Origin of the sequence: Acetivibrio mesophilus (assembly GCF_004102745.1) — a bacterium.
Lineage (GTDB): Bacteria > Bacillota > Clostridia > Acetivibrionales > Acetivibrionaceae > Hungateiclostridium > Hungateiclostridium mesophilum.
This window is the reverse complement of record NZ_RLII01000014.1, coordinates 1-19,994: the sequence shown is the minus strand read 5'-3', so window position 1 is coordinate 19,994 and position 19,994 is coordinate 1. Positions and strand designations below refer to the sequence as shown.

Sequence of the window (19,994 nt, the reverse complement as noted above, 5' to 3'; positions counted from 1 at the left end):
CCACTTTCTAGTAATATTTTTGCCATTAATTATATTACTACAATATCCGCGGATTTTCAACCAATAATTTACTTCTGTTTTATATCCTTTTTTATATACAAGTATAAATAAATTAAGCACCTACTTTCCGTAGATGCTTTTATACTGAAAACTCTTAATCTTCTTCTAGTATATATGAATATCTATAAAATAATATTTTCGCTCTTTCGTAATCTGCTCCTCCAATAGTTCTATAGAGGTAAGCCTTTAATTGCTCCATGTCTTCATCGGTATATCCACCGCTTCCCAAACTCTGTACATATCCAATATCGATTTTCGGAAAAATCCTTCTAAAATCAGCAAGATCATCATCTAATATTTCATCCCTGTGCTCCTCGATCTTTTTATCTATCCATGCTTGTGAACCTTTTACCAAACCTGCAGAACCGGAAGGCTGTGTGTTCTCTTGATACTCGGTACCAGTGTCTTCTAAATCCTCAGGCAATATATAATCGGTCGGTGTTGGACTGCTTCCAAGAGCCACCTCCGGTGTTGTATCGCCTTTTGGGGTTGATAGAGGTTCTTCTGTGCCGGCAGGTGTATATGTCGTATTGTCCGGGCGCCCGTTTGCTCTGCTGACATCTCTATTGATCATTATTGGGACAATAAGTCCCCCACCAATTGTCAGCAAAACTACCAGTACGACAATAATTACTTTCTTCATCTTACTTCTACTCCTTTAAAGCTATTGGAATGTCAATCCAACTCTACATTCCTAAATGTCGGCAGGTTTTTATCCTTTTCAGATAAAACATATTCCCCTTCAATTTCAGGCCAAGCAATGCCTAAATCTTCATCATAATATATTATTCCCGATTCAAACTCCGGATGATAAACATTAGTAGTTTTGAAGTAAAGCTCTGTGTCGTCCTCCAATGTAAGAAATGCATGTCCAAAGTTTTCAGGTATATAAAGCATTTTATTGTTTTTCTCGGAGAGCTCTATTCCATACCATTGCCCAAAGGTTTGGCTATCTTTTCTTAAATCAACAGCCACATCATAAACGCTGCCTTTAATTACTCTCACAAGCTTCCCTTGAGAAAACTTCCTCTGAAAATGTATACCCCTCAAAACCCCTATCCTGGACTTTATATGGTTGTCTTGAACAAATTCCATACTAAGCCCCAGTTCGCAAAATGACTCTTTGTTGTAGCTTTCCATAAAAAATCCCCTGGTGTCTGTGAATACTTTCGGTTCAATAACTACAAGTCCTTCAATTGGAGTCTTAATTACTGTGAAATTATTCATATATTAATCTCCTGACATGTATTTATGTAAAGCAGCTCATACTTTTATATTACTAAAATTTAAACATTTTGTCAATTTACACACAGGGCATTGCTGCTCTATAATGCAATTAGTCATAATGCTTTATTTTTCGGAACAAGTTTAACAATGAAAACCTTTCTTTTACAGTACTTGTTTCCTCTACATCTCCATCTTCAAAAACTCTTTGAGGGTTTATATATAGAAGTTTTTTTGCATTTTCTACTCCACAGATTTCAACAAGCTCCTTTTCAACTTCCGATAAACCATAAACCGGTCTTCTGCCACCATGAGCATCAGTAGCTATAAGATGAACCATTCCACTTCGTAGAAGTCTTATTACTTCTTCTCGTACTTCAGAACCATGTGCTCCCATAATACTTCCCGAATTGACCTGAAGCAACGATCCGTTTTCTACAGCCTGCTTAATAATACCGCTCTTCCTGTATCGGATGTTATAGCGCTCAGGATGTGCAATTATTGGAACATATCCCTTAAGCTGCATAGAGAATAAAAGCTCCGACATATATTTAGGAATATTCTCAAAGGAAAATTCGATAAGCACATATCTGGAATTATTTAATGTTAAAATCTCACCATTCTGTATTCTATCAACGGTATCATTAGATGCAAAGACCTCCATACCTGGATATATTTCTAGCTTGATACTCTCCTTGTCCATTTCTCGCTTAAGAGCAGATATTTTCTCGTTTATACTCTCAGGAGTCGGCTTCGAATCATAATCTCCGATAAAATGCGGTGTGGCAATAACTTTGTCAATACCCCTTATTTGAAGCATTCTGCATAATGATATCGATTCTTCTAATGTCTTCGGTCCATCATCTATCCCATACAGAATATGACAATGAATGTCTACAACCATCTCACTTCAGTCCTTTTCTATTATGCTGGTAACACTCCTGTTCAATTACAAAATTATTATAACATCTACTTAAAACTTCCACAAGACAATTTCTAATTTTTAATGTAGTAAAAAGGTAGAGCAATCATGCTCTACCTTTTTAACTTTTCAATTTAAATATTTTAATTATAATTAATTACAATAATTAATCCTGTGAAGCTTCTTCCGAACCACTCTCAGCAGATGTTTCCTCTGTTGCTTCTGCAGTATCAGCAGCTTCTCCAGTCTCTGCAGCTTCTTCTGCTACAACTTCTTCTGCTGCAGCTGCTTCCTTTGCCTCAATTCCTTTTACAAGAACTGTAAATGCTTCAGCTCTAGTTACATTTTTCTTAGGCTTGAATGTGTTATCTGGATAACCCACAACAAACCCTAATTCAACTGCCTTTGCAACAAATGCCTTTGACCAGTCTCCAATCTCACTTGCGTCTACAAAGCTGAGTTCAGGATTTTCAGATACTTCATATCCATAAGCCTTTATTGCTAATACTACCATTTCTTCTCTGGTAATGTTTCTTGACGGTCTAAATGTATTGTCTTCATACCCTGCAATAATACCTGCCTCAACTCCTGCCTGTACATATCCAGCTGCCCATGCAGGTATCTGATCTGCGTCATCAAACTTCAACGACACATTTTCAACAGGCTCAAGCCCTGCAGCCTTAACAGTAATTACAGCCATTTCTGCCCTTGTTATCTCTGCGTCAGGCTTTACACTTCCATCCGGATAACCGCTTACGATATTTCTAGCTGCCAACTTCGCAATGAACTGCTCTGCCCAGTGGCCTGCTATATCATTAAATGGCGCTGCCGGAACTTCACTAGGTGAAGGCTCTACAACTTCAGAAGTAGGTGTAGGTGTGGGTGGTGGTGTTGGTGTACTAGCTGAACCTCCTCCAGAACCGCCAGACCCACCGGAACCACCGGATCCGCCACCGGATGTAGAAGTAGGTGTTGGTGTTGGTACTGGTGTTGGTGCTGCTGACGGATACGGAAGTGTACCGCTATATACACTGTTTCCATACAAATCATGCAACTGTTTCTTAAAGTTATAAATTTGAATATTGTCATTGTCATTAACTATATCTTCAGCTACGGCAAGGAAGGATTCAAAATCTGTCACTCCCCTGTCTTCTAATGACTTAATCAGCTTTATCAATCCATCAAGATGACGTTTCATTGTGTTGTTATTCGGAACATTGAAGTCAACCTTATAAGAATCTGCAGCTCCATCAAACACCATTGGACCTGTAAATGTTGACAGGTAGTTCAACATTCCTACAACAAATTTCGTTCCTGTAACGTCACTAGCATCTCCAGTAACTTCAAGGTTTATTTCGGCTGCCAGATCTGCGTATCCTGTAGTATCAATTTTAACTGCCGACAAGTCAAATCCTAAAATCATGCCTTCAATCTGTGCACGATAGTCTGCTGCATAACCGGCATATACTTTGAGTGCAGCCTTCATCTCAGCATCGGAAATTGTAGCTCCAAGAATTCTCTTTGCTGTATATACATATTCGGTATAATTGCTTGGTGTAAGCTTAACAAGCACATTCTCTACAAAGGACTTCCTGCTCTGTTGTGGAAGACCAAGAACAGACAGAATTACTTTTTGCAAAGGATCAATTTCAGAAGGCTCCGGCAAAGTACCTTCATATGCACTAGTTCCCAGCTCATCTTTTAAGAACGCCTTTAATGCGTATATCTGAGCATAGGAGTTAGTGTTAATTTCATTTTCAATATAATCAGTGAAACCGTTAAAGTCTTCAATACCTCTGCTTTTCAAGGACTCTATTGAAGAAATAAGAGCATCGATCTCATTCTTCAAAGTATTGTTTCCTTCAACTTTAATGTCAATTTTATAAACATCATCAGAACCATCGTAGAATACAGGTGACATATTAAATGTCCTGATGGCTTTGAAAATTTCAACAAAAAGTTTAAAACCTCTGCTGTCATCGGAATTTCCTGTTATTCCGTAATTAATTCTTTTTTCAATGTCTTTGAAGGATGCTGTATTGTATGGCTTTGTACGCAATCCGAACACTTTTATCAAGTTTTTCAAATCGCTTTTGTATGTATTCGGATAATTTGCATAACTTGCAAGTGCTTTTTCCATATCCGAATCAGACATTGACAGACCAAGAATAGCTTTTGCATCATCGACATAATCTTTATAGTTTGAAGTACTGATTTTGTCAAGAACATCATCGACGAAATCTGTTCTCTGCTCTTCTGTAAGACTAATCACCTGTAATACTACCTTTTGAAATGCATCCGGCGCTACCACTTCTGCATATGCCACCGTTGCAATAACACCAAAAATCATAACAATAGCAATAATACTACAGATGATGTTTTGAAGTTGTTTGTTATGGAACTTTTTCATTTTTGCCCCCCCTATAAATACTCCTTAGTTTTAATTATTTCAATGCTGGATCTGAGCATAAGACCCAACACTTAAGATACAACATATTCAAAATAAACATACCTAAGAACCAAAAAAATTCATTTGTGATTATACTATCACAGATGGCATATTATTGCAATAAGAAACTGGTGTATTAAAGAATTTTAGGACCCATATCAACACCACCCAAGAGATGATAGTGAAGATGAAAAACTGTTTGCCCTGCTGCTTCCCCACAGTTGGTTATTATCCTATAACCCTTCTCCGAAATCCCCAATTCCTGTGCCACTTTGTTTGCAGCTTTGTGAATGTCTATCAGTATTTGAGCATTTGATTCATTGATTTCTTTAACATTAGCAATATGCTCCTTCGGAATAATGAGCACATGCACCGGCGCAGCGGGATTTATATCTTTTATGGCGATTACCCTGTCATCTTCATAATAAACTGTTGAGGGTAATTCTTTGTTAATTATCTTGCAAAAAATACAATTATCCAAGATGCACCTCTCCCTATAAAAATAATCCTTTTTTTACAGTATTATGATATATTGGTTTTGTAATTTATAGCATTATGATAACATAAAAATGTTATTTATACCAGTACTATTTTTTATTATTTCCCAACTAAAATTTGAGTCACCAAATGCCTTGAATATGGAATATAGTGATAAATTCATTATCCGATTTTCTGCTGCATTAACCATACTTTCATCATCATTTTTTGAGGTAAAAGCTTGGCCATCAGATGACAGAATTTCACGTATATGCCGTAGACAGAAATATCTTTATTTTTCTTAGCATCCTTCAGTGCCTTTTTAGCAACTTTATCAGGGGTAACCATACCACTAAAATTATTCGTAGCTTTTTCTGCGCCTATTGCAGCTCTATCAAACAATGCAGTTTTCATCCACCCCGGACAGACTGCCGTAACCGATATTCCTCTATCCTTTAATTCAACATTAAGAGCTCTTGAATAGTTTCTTACAAATGCTTTTGTTGAACTATATATATTTTGGTAAGGCAACGGCTGGAATGATGCCTGCGATGAAATGTTTAAGATATGACTTCCCCTTTCCATATATGGAATACATACCAAGCCCATCGCCACTACTCCACTAACATTCAAATCAACCATATTGATTGATTCATCAATACTCAAGTCATCATATGAGCAGAATTTTGCAAATCCCGCATTATTAATTAGTATTTTTATTACAATATCTTGTTTCTTAATTTCTTCTTCAAATTTCTTTATCTCATCTATTATTGACAGGTCGATAGAAAATGGCTTTATTTTCTTCCCACCTTCCTCTAAAAGTGCTTGCAATTTCTTTTCATCCCTTGCAATCGCCCAAATTTCATCAATTTCATCATCATTCAAAATCAGATTTACAAATTCTTTTCCCAATCCGCTACTTGCACCTGTAATTATTGCGACATTCTTTTTTTTATTCATCTGCTATTTGTCCTCCATTAAAGCAACTACATTAAGTATTATTAAGTATTATTATATAATACCCATTTTGCAGGCTAAGTAAAAGCTCGGGACATCGAATCCCTTCGCTTTTGCCACTTTCATTTCAAGAGGCCCGATTGCAAAAAGCAGCTAAAGTAAAAAGTACTTTAGCTGCTTATCAACATAGATTCTTAGAAAATTCGGGTAGTTTTATCAAGCTCAATTTTTGATATCGTAATAATTTATCCGCTCGATTAGTCCATGGCTTCGTTATCGAACCCTTCATTATCTACAGCTTCTATGTGCAAAATCAACTTCGTTCTCCTCGCATATGTAAATTTGTAGGTTATGTCTCTGTTATTTAGCGAAATATTCGCTCTATAGGTCTTTGGCAAGTCATAGTACACATCGTCAATATGCATAGCTATTCCTGTCCTCATGTTATTGTAATATGATGTTATCTTTCCTTCTCCATAAAGGTAGTCTTTTTTTGCATAATCAAGGCTTAGATTTATTGTGTACGGAGCAATAATACATAACACAAGCAGAGGTAATAATCGGTTTACAATAATCCTTACGCCTTTCTTCATCTTTATTTCCCGTACTACTACTCCCTTTTTCTTTATTTTAATAACATCACTTGCAAACCAAAGCACTATACAGCCTACAAGAACTATAATATCAGCTATTGCAGTAAACACAACTTGATTAAAGAGTACTTTATTGTATATTTCCTCCACCATTTAACCTCCTTGACTTAATGAATCTAATTTGCAGTACATTTACTATCGCCACCTATAAATTCTGATGCAATTCCTCCAGACACTTTATCAACAAAAGCACTGATTACTTCCACTATTTTGCTTTGGAATAGCCTTTTCTTAATAAAGGCTCTGGCAGCCGGACCACTATAGTCTCTTCCTTGATTTCTTAAAATATTTCTCGCAACCTGTCTGGATTCCGGCACATGAACATCAGGAATTAAGTTTCCTATTATACATCCAATAGTATTTCCTATAACATTCCCAAGGAAATCTCCACCAACTTGCCCCCAGTCTATTCCATTTATCTCTCCGGTACGTATATCTTGAATTCCAGAGTCTATTAATGTACTGATACTTGTAGTCAATACACTATCACCAATTATCAACCCAACATTTCCGAGAAAACCGATACCACCCGGAATCAGGCCGCTAACTGCTCCAGAGAAGATATTTGCTATATATGTACCCGGAGAAGATGATGGCACAAAGTTTGAAAGTGACCATTTCCAGTCATTTTCTGCAAAGTTGGAAACAACATCTGTCACATAAGTTGCTGCCAAACCTACACCCGCACCAATTGCTATACCTACCAGCGGGGCTGCTGCTCCAAAGGTTGCAACAGTTAATGCAACTGCCCCTACACCTATAGCAATTCCACCTATTATCTTCAAGCCGCCGACAACATAGGCTCCAACATTATTTTCTACCCACCAGTCCTTAACGTTGCTTGCCGTATCTGTTATGAAATTACCGACATCTTCGACCCTGTCGCCTACCCAATCAACTGCATCGCTAACCCTATCTCCTACCCAGTCAGCTGCATCGCTCACCTTGTCGCCTACCCAGTCAGCAGCGTCGCTTACCTTGTCTCCTACCCAATCTACTGCTTTGTCAATAAATTTGGGCCAGTGTCCTGTAGGGTCAATATACATTACCGGATTGTTCTCAACATATGTGTACAGGTTCAAACTTGCAGGATTATAGGTGAAACCTCTCCATGTATCCTCTTGGGTAAAACGCCCTATAGCCGGATTATAATATCTTGCTCTCAAGTAGTACTGACCTGTCAGGTCATCATACTGCTCCCCGGCATAGCGGAACCTGTTGCGTACTGTTTCTTTCTCCTTTACAGTGTTACCAAAGGCATCATAATCGTAGCTGTTAATAATCTTTCCTGAACTATCTGTAAGATTAGTTACATCGCCATGCACATTATGTAAATAGTGGTATGCATTATTGTTTTCATCCTCCAATTCCAATAGCGCATGCCCTCTTATGTTCCTGCTCTTTAACTCCCAATCCTCTCCGACCTCGGATATGATCTGTTTTCCGTCAAATATGAATCTCCGGTATTCACCATTTTCTATGGTCTGAACCCTCATTCCTTCGGCATCATATATGTTTTCAAGATATGTGCCGTCAGGATTTACTACTTTTGTGAGTCGGTTAAACTCGTCATACTCAAAATTCCTTACGGATTCTCCTTCAATTTCCTTTACAAGGTTTCCTCTGACATCATATTCATAGTCTGTCACTATGCCATTAGACACCTTCTGTATCAACCTGTTATTTTGATCATATTTATAGTTCTCAATTGATTCTCCAAACTCCCTAGCAAGTCTGTTTCCTGCATTGTCATAATCAAATTTCTCATTATTGCCTTCGGGATAGGAAACCTTCTCAAGCCTGTTTACACTATCATAACTGTATAACGTTGCCTTCCCGTTTTCTTCTTTCATCACCTGGTTGCCGTTTGCATCATAGGAATATTTTCCGTTGAACAGTTCTTGTCCAAAGGGATCAACACTAAGAAGACCAACTATCTTTTTATCCATGTTGTAGTCATACTTTGCACAAACACCGCTGCCATACAGAATCCGGGATATGGTATTATCCGGATTGTATTCATACTGTGCTGTTTGCCTTCCGGCGTTTGCCACACTGGTGAGCCTGCCGAGAATATCATAATTATACTCTACAGTTTTTCCGCTTACATCGGTAAGCCTCGTCACACGTCCGTTCTTGTCATACTCATAATCCAATACTCCAACACCATTTGTGTTCTTCCTCTTGAGTCTTCCCGATGGAGTATAGGTATATGAATGAATCGTTCTGTCGCTAATTGAGGCCGCAAGGCTTCCGTCAAGATTATACTCATATTTTTCAAGGATTCCATCCTCATTCCAACTGCTTACAAGCTTATTGTCAAAGTTGTATCTGCAGTGTATAATCCTTCCTTCTTTATCGGCAGCCCAAACCCTTCTTCCCTGTTTGTCGTATTTATAAGAGATCTTGCCACCCAATGGGTCTATAATCCCCGAAATGAGGTTAAGGCTGTTGTAATTGTATTGTGTGGTATTTCCGTTTCCATCAATTACTGATGTAAGGTTGCCGGCATAGTCATATTCGTATCTGGAAACAGAACCGCTAGCTTCGTGAACTTCCTTGATTTTCCCCCATAAATCGAGATTGTATTTTGTTGTATTCCCTTTTCCGTCAACAAATTCCGTAATATGCCCCAGAGAATTATAGCTATATTGTTGGCTGACAATGCCCTTCGCTTTTGCCTCCGGTGTTGCAATATATTTGAGTCTTCCTCCCAGATCGTATCCGTATTCTACACCGTATCTGTCATTATCATCGGATGCAGACATGTATTCTGTCGCACCGATTCTCTTTATAATCTCTCCGGCTGTATTATACAGGTTTCTTTCTACAACAACACCGGCTGCATTTGTCACCTGCAAAAGTCGGTTCATTGAGTCATAAAGATACGATGTTCCAGGACCGTCATCGGTTTCGGGGTCATAATTTTCAGGCAGCACACGTTTTATCAAATTGCCTGACACATCATAGAACAGCCTTGTTGTATTTCCTTCCGCATCCCTTACCCTGATTTTTCTGTTCATTTCGTCATACTCGATTTCAATAGTATTGCCGTTGGGAAGGGTTTGCCTTACAAGGTTGCCGGCTTTATCATAGCTGTACAGCGTTCTTCTAACTGTAGTTTTTAGCAATGCATTGGCAGCATTGCCGGATATTTTTACACCATCCGGCGGCAAATGAGCCTCAACACTTGTTCTCCTGTTTGCCGCGTCATAGGTAAACCTTTTTCTATATCCTTCAGGAGAAGTAATGGCTGTTATATTGCCGTTCTTGTCATACTCAAATAAGGTGTCCGCTGTCACAGTTTCCTTTTCTTCACCAGCCAGATCTTTTCCATCGTACACTTCGGATACTTTTTTGAGTTTTCCGGCACTGTTATATTCAAATCGTGTTATCTTATATGTGCTATCATTTATTTTTTTCTTTTCCAGAGTCTTTTTGCCAAGGCAGTCGTACTCATACTGAATATTTGATCCAATGCTGTCCGAAACCTCAATGACTCTTCCGTTTTTGTCATATTTATAGTTAATGATATTCCAGTTCTTCGGATAGCCGGTTTTAGTCACATACTCAGGGGAAGTTTTTTGCTGTACAATACGGCCGTTTCTGTCATAGACATTTTCCGTAACATTGTAAACAATCTGCCCATCGAGGCTTTCAAGGGGCACCCTTCTTTCAAGAAGCCATCCTGCAAGATTATATTTGTACAATGTTCCCCAGCGCTCTTCATCATTGTCTGCGCTCATGTATCCCTTTGCATTTATTTCCTTTATTACTCTGCTGTCCTCATCATAAACATACCTATTAATTACATTTCCATCCGGGTCAATAATCTCCACAACTCGGTTCATTTCATCATATGTAAACTGCACTCCCGGACCGTCGTCGGTACTCTCATCGTAATCGCTCGGCAATATGGTTTTAATTATATTCCCTCGAGGGTCATATTTTATTCTGGATTTGCTTCCGTCAGGGAAAATGGTATTTATTTGCCTATGGTTGGAATCATACTTAAAGGCAATTCCTATGCCGTCATCTTTCTCTTCGTTGTAGTAATTGGGGTTGACTTCTTTGATTTTATTACCATTTTCGTCATACTTCACCGCAAATACATTTCCCAATGGGTCAACCTGCTTTATCATGCGATCCATTGCATCATACGCAAAGGTATATCCCTGGCCTTTATCACCTTTTTCTGCGTATTGCTCGGGAGTAATAACTCCAATCATATTTCCGACGGCATCATATTTAATCCTGATCTTATTCTTTTCCGCATCAATCAGACCTGTTACCTTATCTTGCTGATTATATTCAATTTTTACTGTTCCATAGCCTGTTGTTATTTCTACAACTCTTCCAATGTCATCAAAATCGTAGGCAAATTTGCTTCCTTCTGCGTCTATTATTGCCGAAGGCTTATTTATATCATCATCATAATATTCAAAGGATGTTGTGTTATTCTCGGCATCGGTAACTGTCAAAACTCTTCCGAATTCGTCATATGTATATACAGTCTCAGAGTTACTGCTGCTACCTGTCTTTACAATGCGTTTTAAAAGATTTCCTTTTTCATCATACTCAAATCTTGTCAGGCCGCCTCCTGGCGTACTGATTTTTGTCCTTCTGTTGTTCTCGTCATAGCTGTACCTTATGGTATAATTGAAGGGCTCCGGCATGATTTCCGCCGTCAAATTGCCTCTTTCATCATATTTAAACCTCTTTGTTCTGCCATTTCTGTCCGTTATACTGTCTCTGTTGTTATTCTCATCATAGGTAAATACTTCTTTGGTGCCATCATCGTATATGGTTTCCGTCAACAGCTTTTCTTCGTTGTATTTATATATACGGGTTATGCCGGTTTTTTGCCATTTATATATATTCTTGCATTCTTCGGGGTAGTATTCAATAATTAGCTCATTTCCTTCGTGATCAAGCTGCTTCACAACCCGGCCTGCTTCATCGTATGTATTTTGAACATAAGTATTCCCGTTCTGGTCGGTTATGGATATCATTCCCATATTGTCATATCCATACTTGATAGATCCGCCGTCGGGGTACTTTACCTGTATAAGATTTCCGGATTTGTCGTAGGAGTAAGTTATTTCCCTTCCCGTATGATCGGTTATTCTTCTTAACCGGGATCCTTCATACGAAAAATCCAACCGTTTTCCACCTGGCGATACTGCTGATGAAATCATTCCTTGGCGGTCATATTTTATAGAAATTTTATTCTCGTTGAGATCACTTATTGATATGAGACTTCCGGATTTGTCATACCTGTAGGTAGTCCCATCATGGAGTTTCAATGTGTAGCTTTCATCTTCATTCTTTTGCAGTATGTCAAAAACTCCCCGTGGAGCGGTATACTTATTGTCTTCTTCATTATATTCAAATACGTTTACACTTCCGTCAGGATACACTACCAGTATATTCTCACTATCCTCCATGTTCATTAGACTGGTTTCATATCCTATTCTCCAGCCCTTTCCCAAAATTCCATAGGTTTGGTCAATCGAATTATAATATCGCTTTATTTCAAGGACTATACCCCTTGAGGGGATTTGGATATCCTTTTTGGTTACATAAAAGTTTCCCGATGTTACATTTATAGGGTCACCTACAAATGTATTCGGGCAGCTTGCCGTTCCCGGGCCAAGATTTTTGTAGTCCGATGTATAATTTACGCTGGCAACTTTTGCATTGCCTGCAGAAGCTACTGCTGCCACAGAAGCTCCAATTGTTGCACGCTTCATTTTTTTAGTAGTATTTGCGGCCTTTTCGTCTTCCTCAATCATCCTGTCCCTGGCAAATTCAAGATCCTTTGCCATCGAATCAAGTCCGCTGGATATCTTTCTTGCAGATTTAATGGCTGAAGATGCTTTTTGATCTACTCCCTCACTGCTTCTTAATTCCCAGTCAATTGACTTCACTATACTGTTTATGTCTTTTATTATATCATCAAACTTATCGGACAAACGCCTTAGATTGCCCGCTACTTTTGTCATCTCTTCCGGTGATATTCTAATTCTCAATGACCTCACTCCCAACCCATATATTTCATTTCATAAAAATTATATCACCGTATATTTCAAGTTTCAATTAATTACTTATGTCGATAATATAAAAACTTTACCTTTGGCACATACTCTTTACTTTGAGTTTTCGATAACAGTTATATGCTATATACATCTTATATTTAGTTGAGTTGATAAAATTCTTTTCAGATAAAAATTGCATCATTTGGAGTGAAAATTTATTATTAATGTGTTTTTCTCTTTGTAAAACATCTCAATATAGTCTTCTTTCCCTTTTTTATTCATACCGAAGTGGAACAACATAATAGCTTAAGCCCTTCTTTCTTGCCTAACGGCAATTTCTGACTTTGATCTGAATTTACCGCGCAAGCAAATATCTAAGAAGGGCTTAAGGATAATGGATAATATTGCAAATTAGTATGAAATGTATAGGTAGTATTGTTCACTATTGTCTTTACTAATAAAAGCCCATACTTCACGTGATTTAACAGCGTATCCAAATAGCTTTTTTTTACCGGTTACAAACCTTGTATAACAGAACTCAATATTTTTGGTGTCCAAATCCCACCACGAACATGTGCTTGAAAAGTTTGGTATCCTCTCAGTAGTAATCTCATCCGCTAGTCCGCCAAAATACCTATCAAGTTCCTTTTTTATACTATCAACGCTATCCCTTCCAATTGATATTTTTACATCAAAATATTCACCAAACATATCATAATTGAAATTTATAACTTTTGATTCAGCAGGTAGTTTGATTCCCAACTTATCCTCAATTACATTTTTTGGTCTACTTTTCTGGAACAATAAAATACTAACTAATCCTACTATCAAAACTATTGTTATTATAACAGTAATTATAACTTTTTTTGCTTCAAACATACTTATATCCTCCTAGTCCATTTCATCAATCATTTCCGAAAGTGTTAGGTTCCTCCCTAAACCATCCAAAGTACTAAGCCCATCAACTCCAAACGTATATATTACCCAACCTTCATTACTACGTGTACTACCTTCTGCTCGTTGCCTTTTAAACGCTTTATCATTTTTTGATTTGTACACATAAGAACCAAAAAGGCCGAAAATTTTCCTTCCTGCGTATACAGTACCATCACTTGCAAGAACGGGGGCTCCTTCTACTATTTTAGAGAAATTTGCAGCAGGATTACTGTCTCTATGATCAAGGTGTCCCGCGTTACAACCGTAGAGTATCAGTTGGCCAACACTTTTGACATCAAGAGTGGATACATCACTCGCCATAATAATTGCATTTCCATCGCCCATATACAGCCCCGAACTGTTTGCATGGGTATTAAGTACGACAGTCCCAATATTTACATTCTCTCCATCTACAACACCCATTGAGTTCCAATCCTCTTTAAATTGATCTGACGAAGTAATTTCTATTAATACTATATCTTTTTTACTTACTCCGTAGTAATCAGCCAACCTTTTTCTATCGTCTTTCGCCTCACCCTCCCATTCCGGCAAATAAAATACATAATGAACAGTACGATCAGGTTCACTGTCACTTACGCCCTTGGCCTCCACATTTTTGAGGTAGCCTGAAATCCAATCCAATCCCAGAATATTTGTGAAAGTATTATTCAGGTTGCGACCTAAAACATTACCGATTCCATTACTAAAGTCAACGCCCTCTTTACAGTGACCGGTTGGGTCAATGTACTTTATAGGGTTGTTGGAAACATAGGTATATAAGTTTAATCCGTCGCCTCTGAAGGTGTCTTCCTGCATAAATCTACCTATACTTGGGTTATAGTATCTTGCCCTCAAGTAATACTGGTCTGTCACAGGATCATGCAGTTCCCCCGAGTACTTAAATCTGTTATCTACAGTCTCAACGCTGTCTAGTATATTACCAAAAGCATCGTAGCTGTAGCTATTTAGCACTTCTCCTCTACTGTCGGTAAGGGCAGTAATATCTCCGTGGGCATTGTGTATATAATAGTGGGTATCCTTATTGCTGCCTTCCTTATGCAATATTGTATGCCCTCGGACTATCCTATCTTTTAATCCCCAATCCTCATCCACTTCACATGCTATGCTGCTTCCGCTATATACATACCTGTTATATTTTCCGTTTTCTATCGATATAGATCTCAAATTCTCGGCATCATATATATTCTCCATATATGTTCCGTCAGGATTCTTTACATGGGTCAGTCGGTCAAATCCATCATAGTTGTATAGTTTATTTAATTGTCCTTCTTTCTCTCTTATGAGATTTCCTCTTTCATCATACTCATATTCCGTTGTTAATCCATTCTTAATCCTTTGGATTAATCTATTGCAATTATCATATTCATAGTGCTCCCATATATCTCCGAATTCCCGCTTAAGTCTATTGCCGTTGGCATCATAGGTAAATCTCTCTTTAACCTGCCCCGGGTATATTACCTCCTCCAGGCGGTTTAGTGCATCGTAGCTGTAGGCTGTGACTTTGTCATTCTCCTCCTTCAGTATCTGATTGCCGTTTCCGTCATAGGCATACCTGTACATAAACATTTCTTTGCCTGAAGGATCTATATTTAGAAGTCTTGTTATATTCTTATCCAAGTTGTATTCATATTTTGCGCATACCCCACTGCCATACAATATCTGGGCTATGGTATTGTCAATATTGTATTCATACTTTGCAGAGTCTTTTCCCCCATTTGATACTGCCGTTAGCCTGCCAAGCATATCGTATGTATACTCCACGGGAGTTCCGCTTATATCGGTAAGCTTCGATATGCGTCCATTTTTATTATAGTCATATTGCAGTACCTTTTGGCCGTTGGTTGTCTTACTTTTTAGTCTTCCTGCCAATGTATAGGTATAAGTATGTATAGTGGTACCGCTTATTGATGCTGCGAGACTTCCATCAATATTGTACTCATATTTTTCCAACTGTCCTTCTTCTTCCCAACGGCTGGTAATATTATTGTCTGCATTGTAGGTGTAATAGGTGCTGCGTCCGTCTTTTCCTGTCCTTTGCACCCTTCTTCCCTGCCTGTCATATTTGAAGGTTATTTTCCTTCCCACAGGGTCTATTATCTCAGACAGGAGATTTAAGCTGTTGTACGTGTATCTGGTAGTGCTTCCATTGCCGTCGGTGGTGGATATAATGTTTCCTGCATAGTCATAATCGCATTTTATATTGGTTCCGTCAGGTTCTGTGACGTTTACTATTCTTCCCCACAGGTCCAGAGTGTATTTTGCGCTGTTTCCGTTTCCGTCAACTATACCGGTTATGTTTCCTGCAGCATCATAGTTGTATTGCTGGCTCTTTCTCTCTTGGAGCTTTGCTTCCGGGGTTGTTATATCTACAAGGCGTTTTGCCAGGTCATAGCCAAATTCCACTCCATGCCTGTCATTGTCATTATCCGCCAATTTATAGCCGGTTGAGTCAATTTTCTTGATTATCTCTCCCGCGGTGTTGTATATGTTCCTTTCCACAACTATTCCTGCAGCATTTGTTATCTGCATAAGTCGGTTCATTGAATCATAAAGGTATGTCGTACCAACACCATCATCCTTCTCAGGTACATAGTTCTCAGGATCAATATATTTTATGATGTTTCCTGAGGTATCATAAAAAATCCTCGATGTATTTCCGTCAGGGTCGGTAACTCTTATCCTTCTGTTCATTTCATCATATTCGTTTATTATGGTTCCTCCATTAGGCAAAATTTGCCTTGTAAGATTACCAGCCCGGTCATACTCATAACTTACACTTCGAGCTCTTGTATTTAAAATGGCACAGTATGCACTACCGGTTAGTTTTATTCCGTTCTGAGGTTGATACAGGGTGCTCTTTATTCTTCGGTTGGCATCATCGTATTTAAATACAGTCAGATAGCCTTCCGGAGAGATTACTTCTATAAGGTTGCCATTCTTGTCGTATTTGTATAATGTCTCAGCGAAAACCTTTCCATCACTGTAACCTGAAAGGTCTTCACCATCCAGTTCACGTATTACTTTTACCGGTTTTCCCATACCGTTATATTCGTAACGGGTTACTCTTTGTTTCTTTTCGTTTATCCTGATTTTCTCCAGGGTCTTTTTACCCAGGCAGTCATATTCGTAAGTTATGCACGCTCCAAGGCTGTCGGTCACTTCTATTAGATTTCCATTCGGATTATGTTTGTAGTTTATTATATTCCACTTCTTTGGATATCCTGTTTTAGTCACATATTCAGGAGATCTTTTTTCCTGCACTACTCTTCCGTTTCTGTCATGTATGTACTCAGTTATATTGTAATATACCTCTCCATTCTTCTGCTGTAATGGAGTCCTTTTTTCAAGGAGCCAGCCGGCAAGGTTATATTTATATATAGTTCCCCACCGTTCTTCGTCATTATCTGCGCTTATGTACCCTTTCGCATCTATTTCCTTTACAATTCTTCCGTCTTCGTCGTATACGTATTTTTTGATGGTATTTCCTTCGATATCTATTATTGACGTAAGTCTGTTCATTTCATCATAGGTGTACTGCATACCAGGCCCATCATCCAAAGTCTTATCATAATCCTTCCAGGATATGGTCTTTATTATGTTGCCTTGAGGGTCATACTTTATCCTGGACATATTCCCATCTGGGAATATTGTCTTTATCCTTCTATGGTTGGTGTCATATTTATATTCTACTCCTATACCGTCATCCTCTGTGTGATTGTAGAAGTTCGGATTGATCTCTTTTATTTTATTGCCGTTTTCATCATACTTTACTGAAAAGACATTCCCCAATGGATCAATGGTCTTTATGAGCTTATCCATTGCATCATATGTAAAGGTATACCCTGCTCCGTCTTTGCCCTTTTCTGCATACTGCTTAGCAGCAATAATGCCTGTCATGTTCCCTGCCTTGTCATAACCGAGTCTCGATGTATTTCCTTCAACATCAGTTATGTGGGTTATTCGATCGCAGTCATCGTATTTTAACTTGACTTCACCATAATTTGTGATTATTGACTTAACTCGTCCCGGTTTGTCAAATTCATATTTGAATATATTTCCGACAGCATCCTTTACTAATGCCGGTTTGCTTACATCTTCTTCTCCGTACTCAAAGCTTGTTGTATTGTTCTCTGCATCCTTTGATGTTATTATCCTTCCATATTGGTCATAGGTATATGACCACTCGGAATAGCTGCTACTTCCTGTCTTTATGGTACGTTTTAAAAGGTTGCCCTTTTCATCATATTCAAAGGTCACCTCTCCGCCACCCGGTGAGGTTGATTTTATCAGTTTGTTGTTCTCATTGTAGCTGTATTTTGTTGTAAGTCTTAGTGGTGAGGTTATTTCTATTAAATTGCCTCTCTCATCGTATTTTTTATATGTTGTGTTACCATTTCTGTCGGTCTCACTATTTCTGTTAAGATTGTCATCATAGGTATATTTTTGCACGCTTCCATCATCATATTTTATTTCGGTGAGAAGCATGTCCGAATTGTATTTATATACACGGGTTATACCGCTTTTTATCCATTTAAAGGTGTTTTCACAATTCTCTTCGTTATATTCTATAAATAGCTCATTATTCTCATGGTCAAGCTGCTTTACTACTCTTCCGTTTTCGTCATAGGTGTTCTGGACGTAGGTGTTGCCGTTCTGGTCGGTTATTGAGATTAGTCCTATGCTGTCGTAGGCATAGGTAATTTTTCCTCCGTCAGGGTATATTACCTGTGTTAGGTTTCCTTCGTTGTCGTATTTATACTTTAATTTTCTTTCTGTATGGTCAGTTATGGTGCTTACCCTGTCGCCTTCATAGGAAAACATCAGAAGCTTTCCGCCCGATGATACTGCTGAGGATAGCAATCCCTCACGATTGTATTTAAACTCTATTTCGTTATTGTTTGGGTCTGAAATTGATATTAGGCTTCCGGCTTGATCATATTTATATGTAGTTCCCTTTTGAAGCTTTAGTATGTATGTATCATCCTCTGTCTTAAAAAGCGTGTCGTATACACCCTTGGGAGATTCGAAACTTCCGGTTTCCGTATGTTCGAATACTCTTACGCTCCCTTCCGGGTATACTACTATTATGTCTTCACTGTCTTCCTTCTTTTTAAGGCATGTTTCGTAATCTGTCCTCCAGCCTCTTCCGAATATACCCTGTGTGTTATCCATGGAGTTGTAGTATCTGGTTATTTCAAGACCAATACCCCTTGAAGGTATGGTTATATCTCTCCTTGTTAAATAGAAATTCCCCGACACTACGTTTATAGGGTCTCCTGCAAATGTGTTCGGACAACTTGCACTTCCGGGACCTAAGAGTTTATGCCATAATGAATAGCCTGCTTTTATAGCTGATGTGAGACCACCGGAAAGTATTGCTGAGGCAACTCGGCTTTTAAAGCTTGCAGTCTTCATCTTTCTCGCTTTGGACGCAGCCTTATTGTCTGCATCTATCAATCGGTCTCTTGCCATTATGAGGTCTTTTGACATTGTTTCCAATCCGCTAGCTATCTTTCTTGCCGACGATTGAGCCTCCGATGCCTTATAATCTATTCCTTCTCTGCTTCTAAGCTCCCAGTCAATGGATCGTGCTATTTTTTTTACATCCTGCGCTATATCCTCAAACTTGTCGGATAATTGCTTTATGTTGCTAGCTATCCTTGTCATCTCTTCAGGCGTTATTTTTATCTGCATATCTACTTTAAGCCCCCCTACTTACAAAACTGATTTAATATTAATTATGGTAATTGTACCATTAGTTACTTTTCAATTCAATGAAATTTATGTAAACGCCAAAAATAGCCTCACATAGTGATTGAATGAGCTCTCAAAAAGTATAAAGCATTTAAACCCGCGGTAAAACACTATCTAAAAAACTATAAGAAAATCAAGAACTACTGATTAGTTTTGTACGTTTCAATTATATAAAAGACTGCCTATCTTCTCTTTTACTTCCTTTTAAAAATGCATCATTTTGACAATGCCACAATAATTCCTACAACCAACAGCACCAAAACAGTTAATAATGATGCATATAACCTCTTCAAAATATAAACCTTCAATAGATTTGCTATTTCTTTTGCTAATTGAACAAATAACCAACCTCATCATCAAAATCATTGGCTTGATCCAACGCTTGTTTAGAAATTAACGTCTTTATGGCTTTCCCATCTTTATATTATAGCCCATCTTGAACTACACAAAGAACTACCATAAGCTTAAAATGCAAACAACTATTCGTTAAATATATAACA

The 19,994-nt window shown here is 38.2% G+C and carries 10 protein-coding genes; all 10 read right to left on the bottom strand.

Annotation, left to right across the window (positions count from 1 at the left end; genetic code table 11):
* Nucleotides 1-154: 154 nt before the first annotated feature.
* The 10 genes from EFD62_RS10860 to EFD62_RS10815 all read right to left on the bottom strand — a co-directional run bounded on the left by EFD62_RS10860 (nucleotide 155) and on the right by EFD62_RS10815 (nucleotide 19,434).
* Complete coding sequence (locus EFD62_RS10860) at nucleotides 155-703, bottom strand: hypothetical protein (RefSeq protein WP_069193170.1); 549 nt, start codon at nucleotides 701-703, stop codon at nucleotides 155-157.
* A 32-nt stretch (nucleotides 704-735) separates the two neighbouring features.
* Nucleotides 736-1,287, bottom strand: coding sequence for a dTDP-4-dehydrorhamnose 3,5-epimerase (gene rfbC / locus EFD62_RS10855; protein WP_069193169.1), 552 nt, complete (start codon nucleotides 1,285-1,287; stop codon nucleotides 736-738).
* 109 nt (nucleotides 1,288-1,396) lie between these two features.
* Nucleotides 1,397-2,188, bottom strand: a complete 792-nt coding sequence (locus EFD62_RS10850) for a tyrosine-protein phosphatase (protein ID WP_128706099.1) — start codon at nucleotides 2,186-2,188, stop codon at nucleotides 1,397-1,399.
* A gap of 184 nt (nucleotides 2,189-2,372) precedes the next feature.
* Nucleotides 2,373-4,616, bottom strand: a complete 2,244-nt coding sequence (locus EFD62_RS10845) for an S-layer homology domain-containing protein (protein WP_128706098.1) — start codon at nucleotides 4,614-4,616, stop codon at nucleotides 2,373-2,375.
* A 175-nt stretch (nucleotides 4,617-4,791) separates the two neighbouring features.
* Nucleotides 4,792-5,136 carry a histidine triad nucleotide-binding protein gene (locus tag EFD62_RS10840; protein WP_069193167.1) on the bottom strand — a complete coding sequence of 115 codons (345 nt, stop codon included), beginning with the start codon at nucleotides 5,134-5,136 and terminating at the stop codon, nucleotides 4,792-4,794.
* Nucleotides 5,137-5,315: 179 nt separating this feature from the next.
* Nucleotides 5,316-6,095, bottom strand: coding sequence for an SDR family NAD(P)-dependent oxidoreductase (locus EFD62_RS10835; protein WP_069193166.1), 780 nt, complete (start codon nucleotides 6,093-6,095; stop codon nucleotides 5,316-5,318).
* 254 nt (nucleotides 6,096-6,349) lie between these two features.
* Entirely contained in the window at nucleotides 6,350-6,838 is a 489-nt protein-coding gene (locus tag EFD62_RS10830; RefSeq protein ID WP_088262840.1) for a hypothetical protein, read from the bottom strand.
* 23 nt (nucleotides 6,839-6,861) lie between these two features.
* A complete protein-coding gene (locus tag EFD62_RS10825) occupies nucleotides 6,862-12,777 on the bottom strand; it encodes an RHS repeat-associated core domain-containing protein (RefSeq protein WP_128706097.1) in 5,916 nt (1,971 codons plus the stop codon).
* 417 nt (nucleotides 12,778-13,194) lie between these two features.
* The gene (locus EFD62_RS18070) at nucleotides 13,195-13,662 is read right to left on the bottom strand and encodes a hypothetical protein (RefSeq protein WP_235832636.1); all 468 of its coding nucleotides are present in this window, start codon (nucleotides 13,660-13,662) and stop codon (nucleotides 13,195-13,197) included.
* 12 nt (nucleotides 13,663-13,674) lie between these two features.
* Nucleotides 13,675-19,434, bottom strand: a complete 5,760-nt coding sequence (locus EFD62_RS10815) for an RHS repeat-associated core domain-containing protein (protein WP_235832635.1) — start codon at nucleotides 19,432-19,434, stop codon at nucleotides 13,675-13,677.
* Nucleotides 19,435-19,994: the final 560 nt, after the last annotated feature.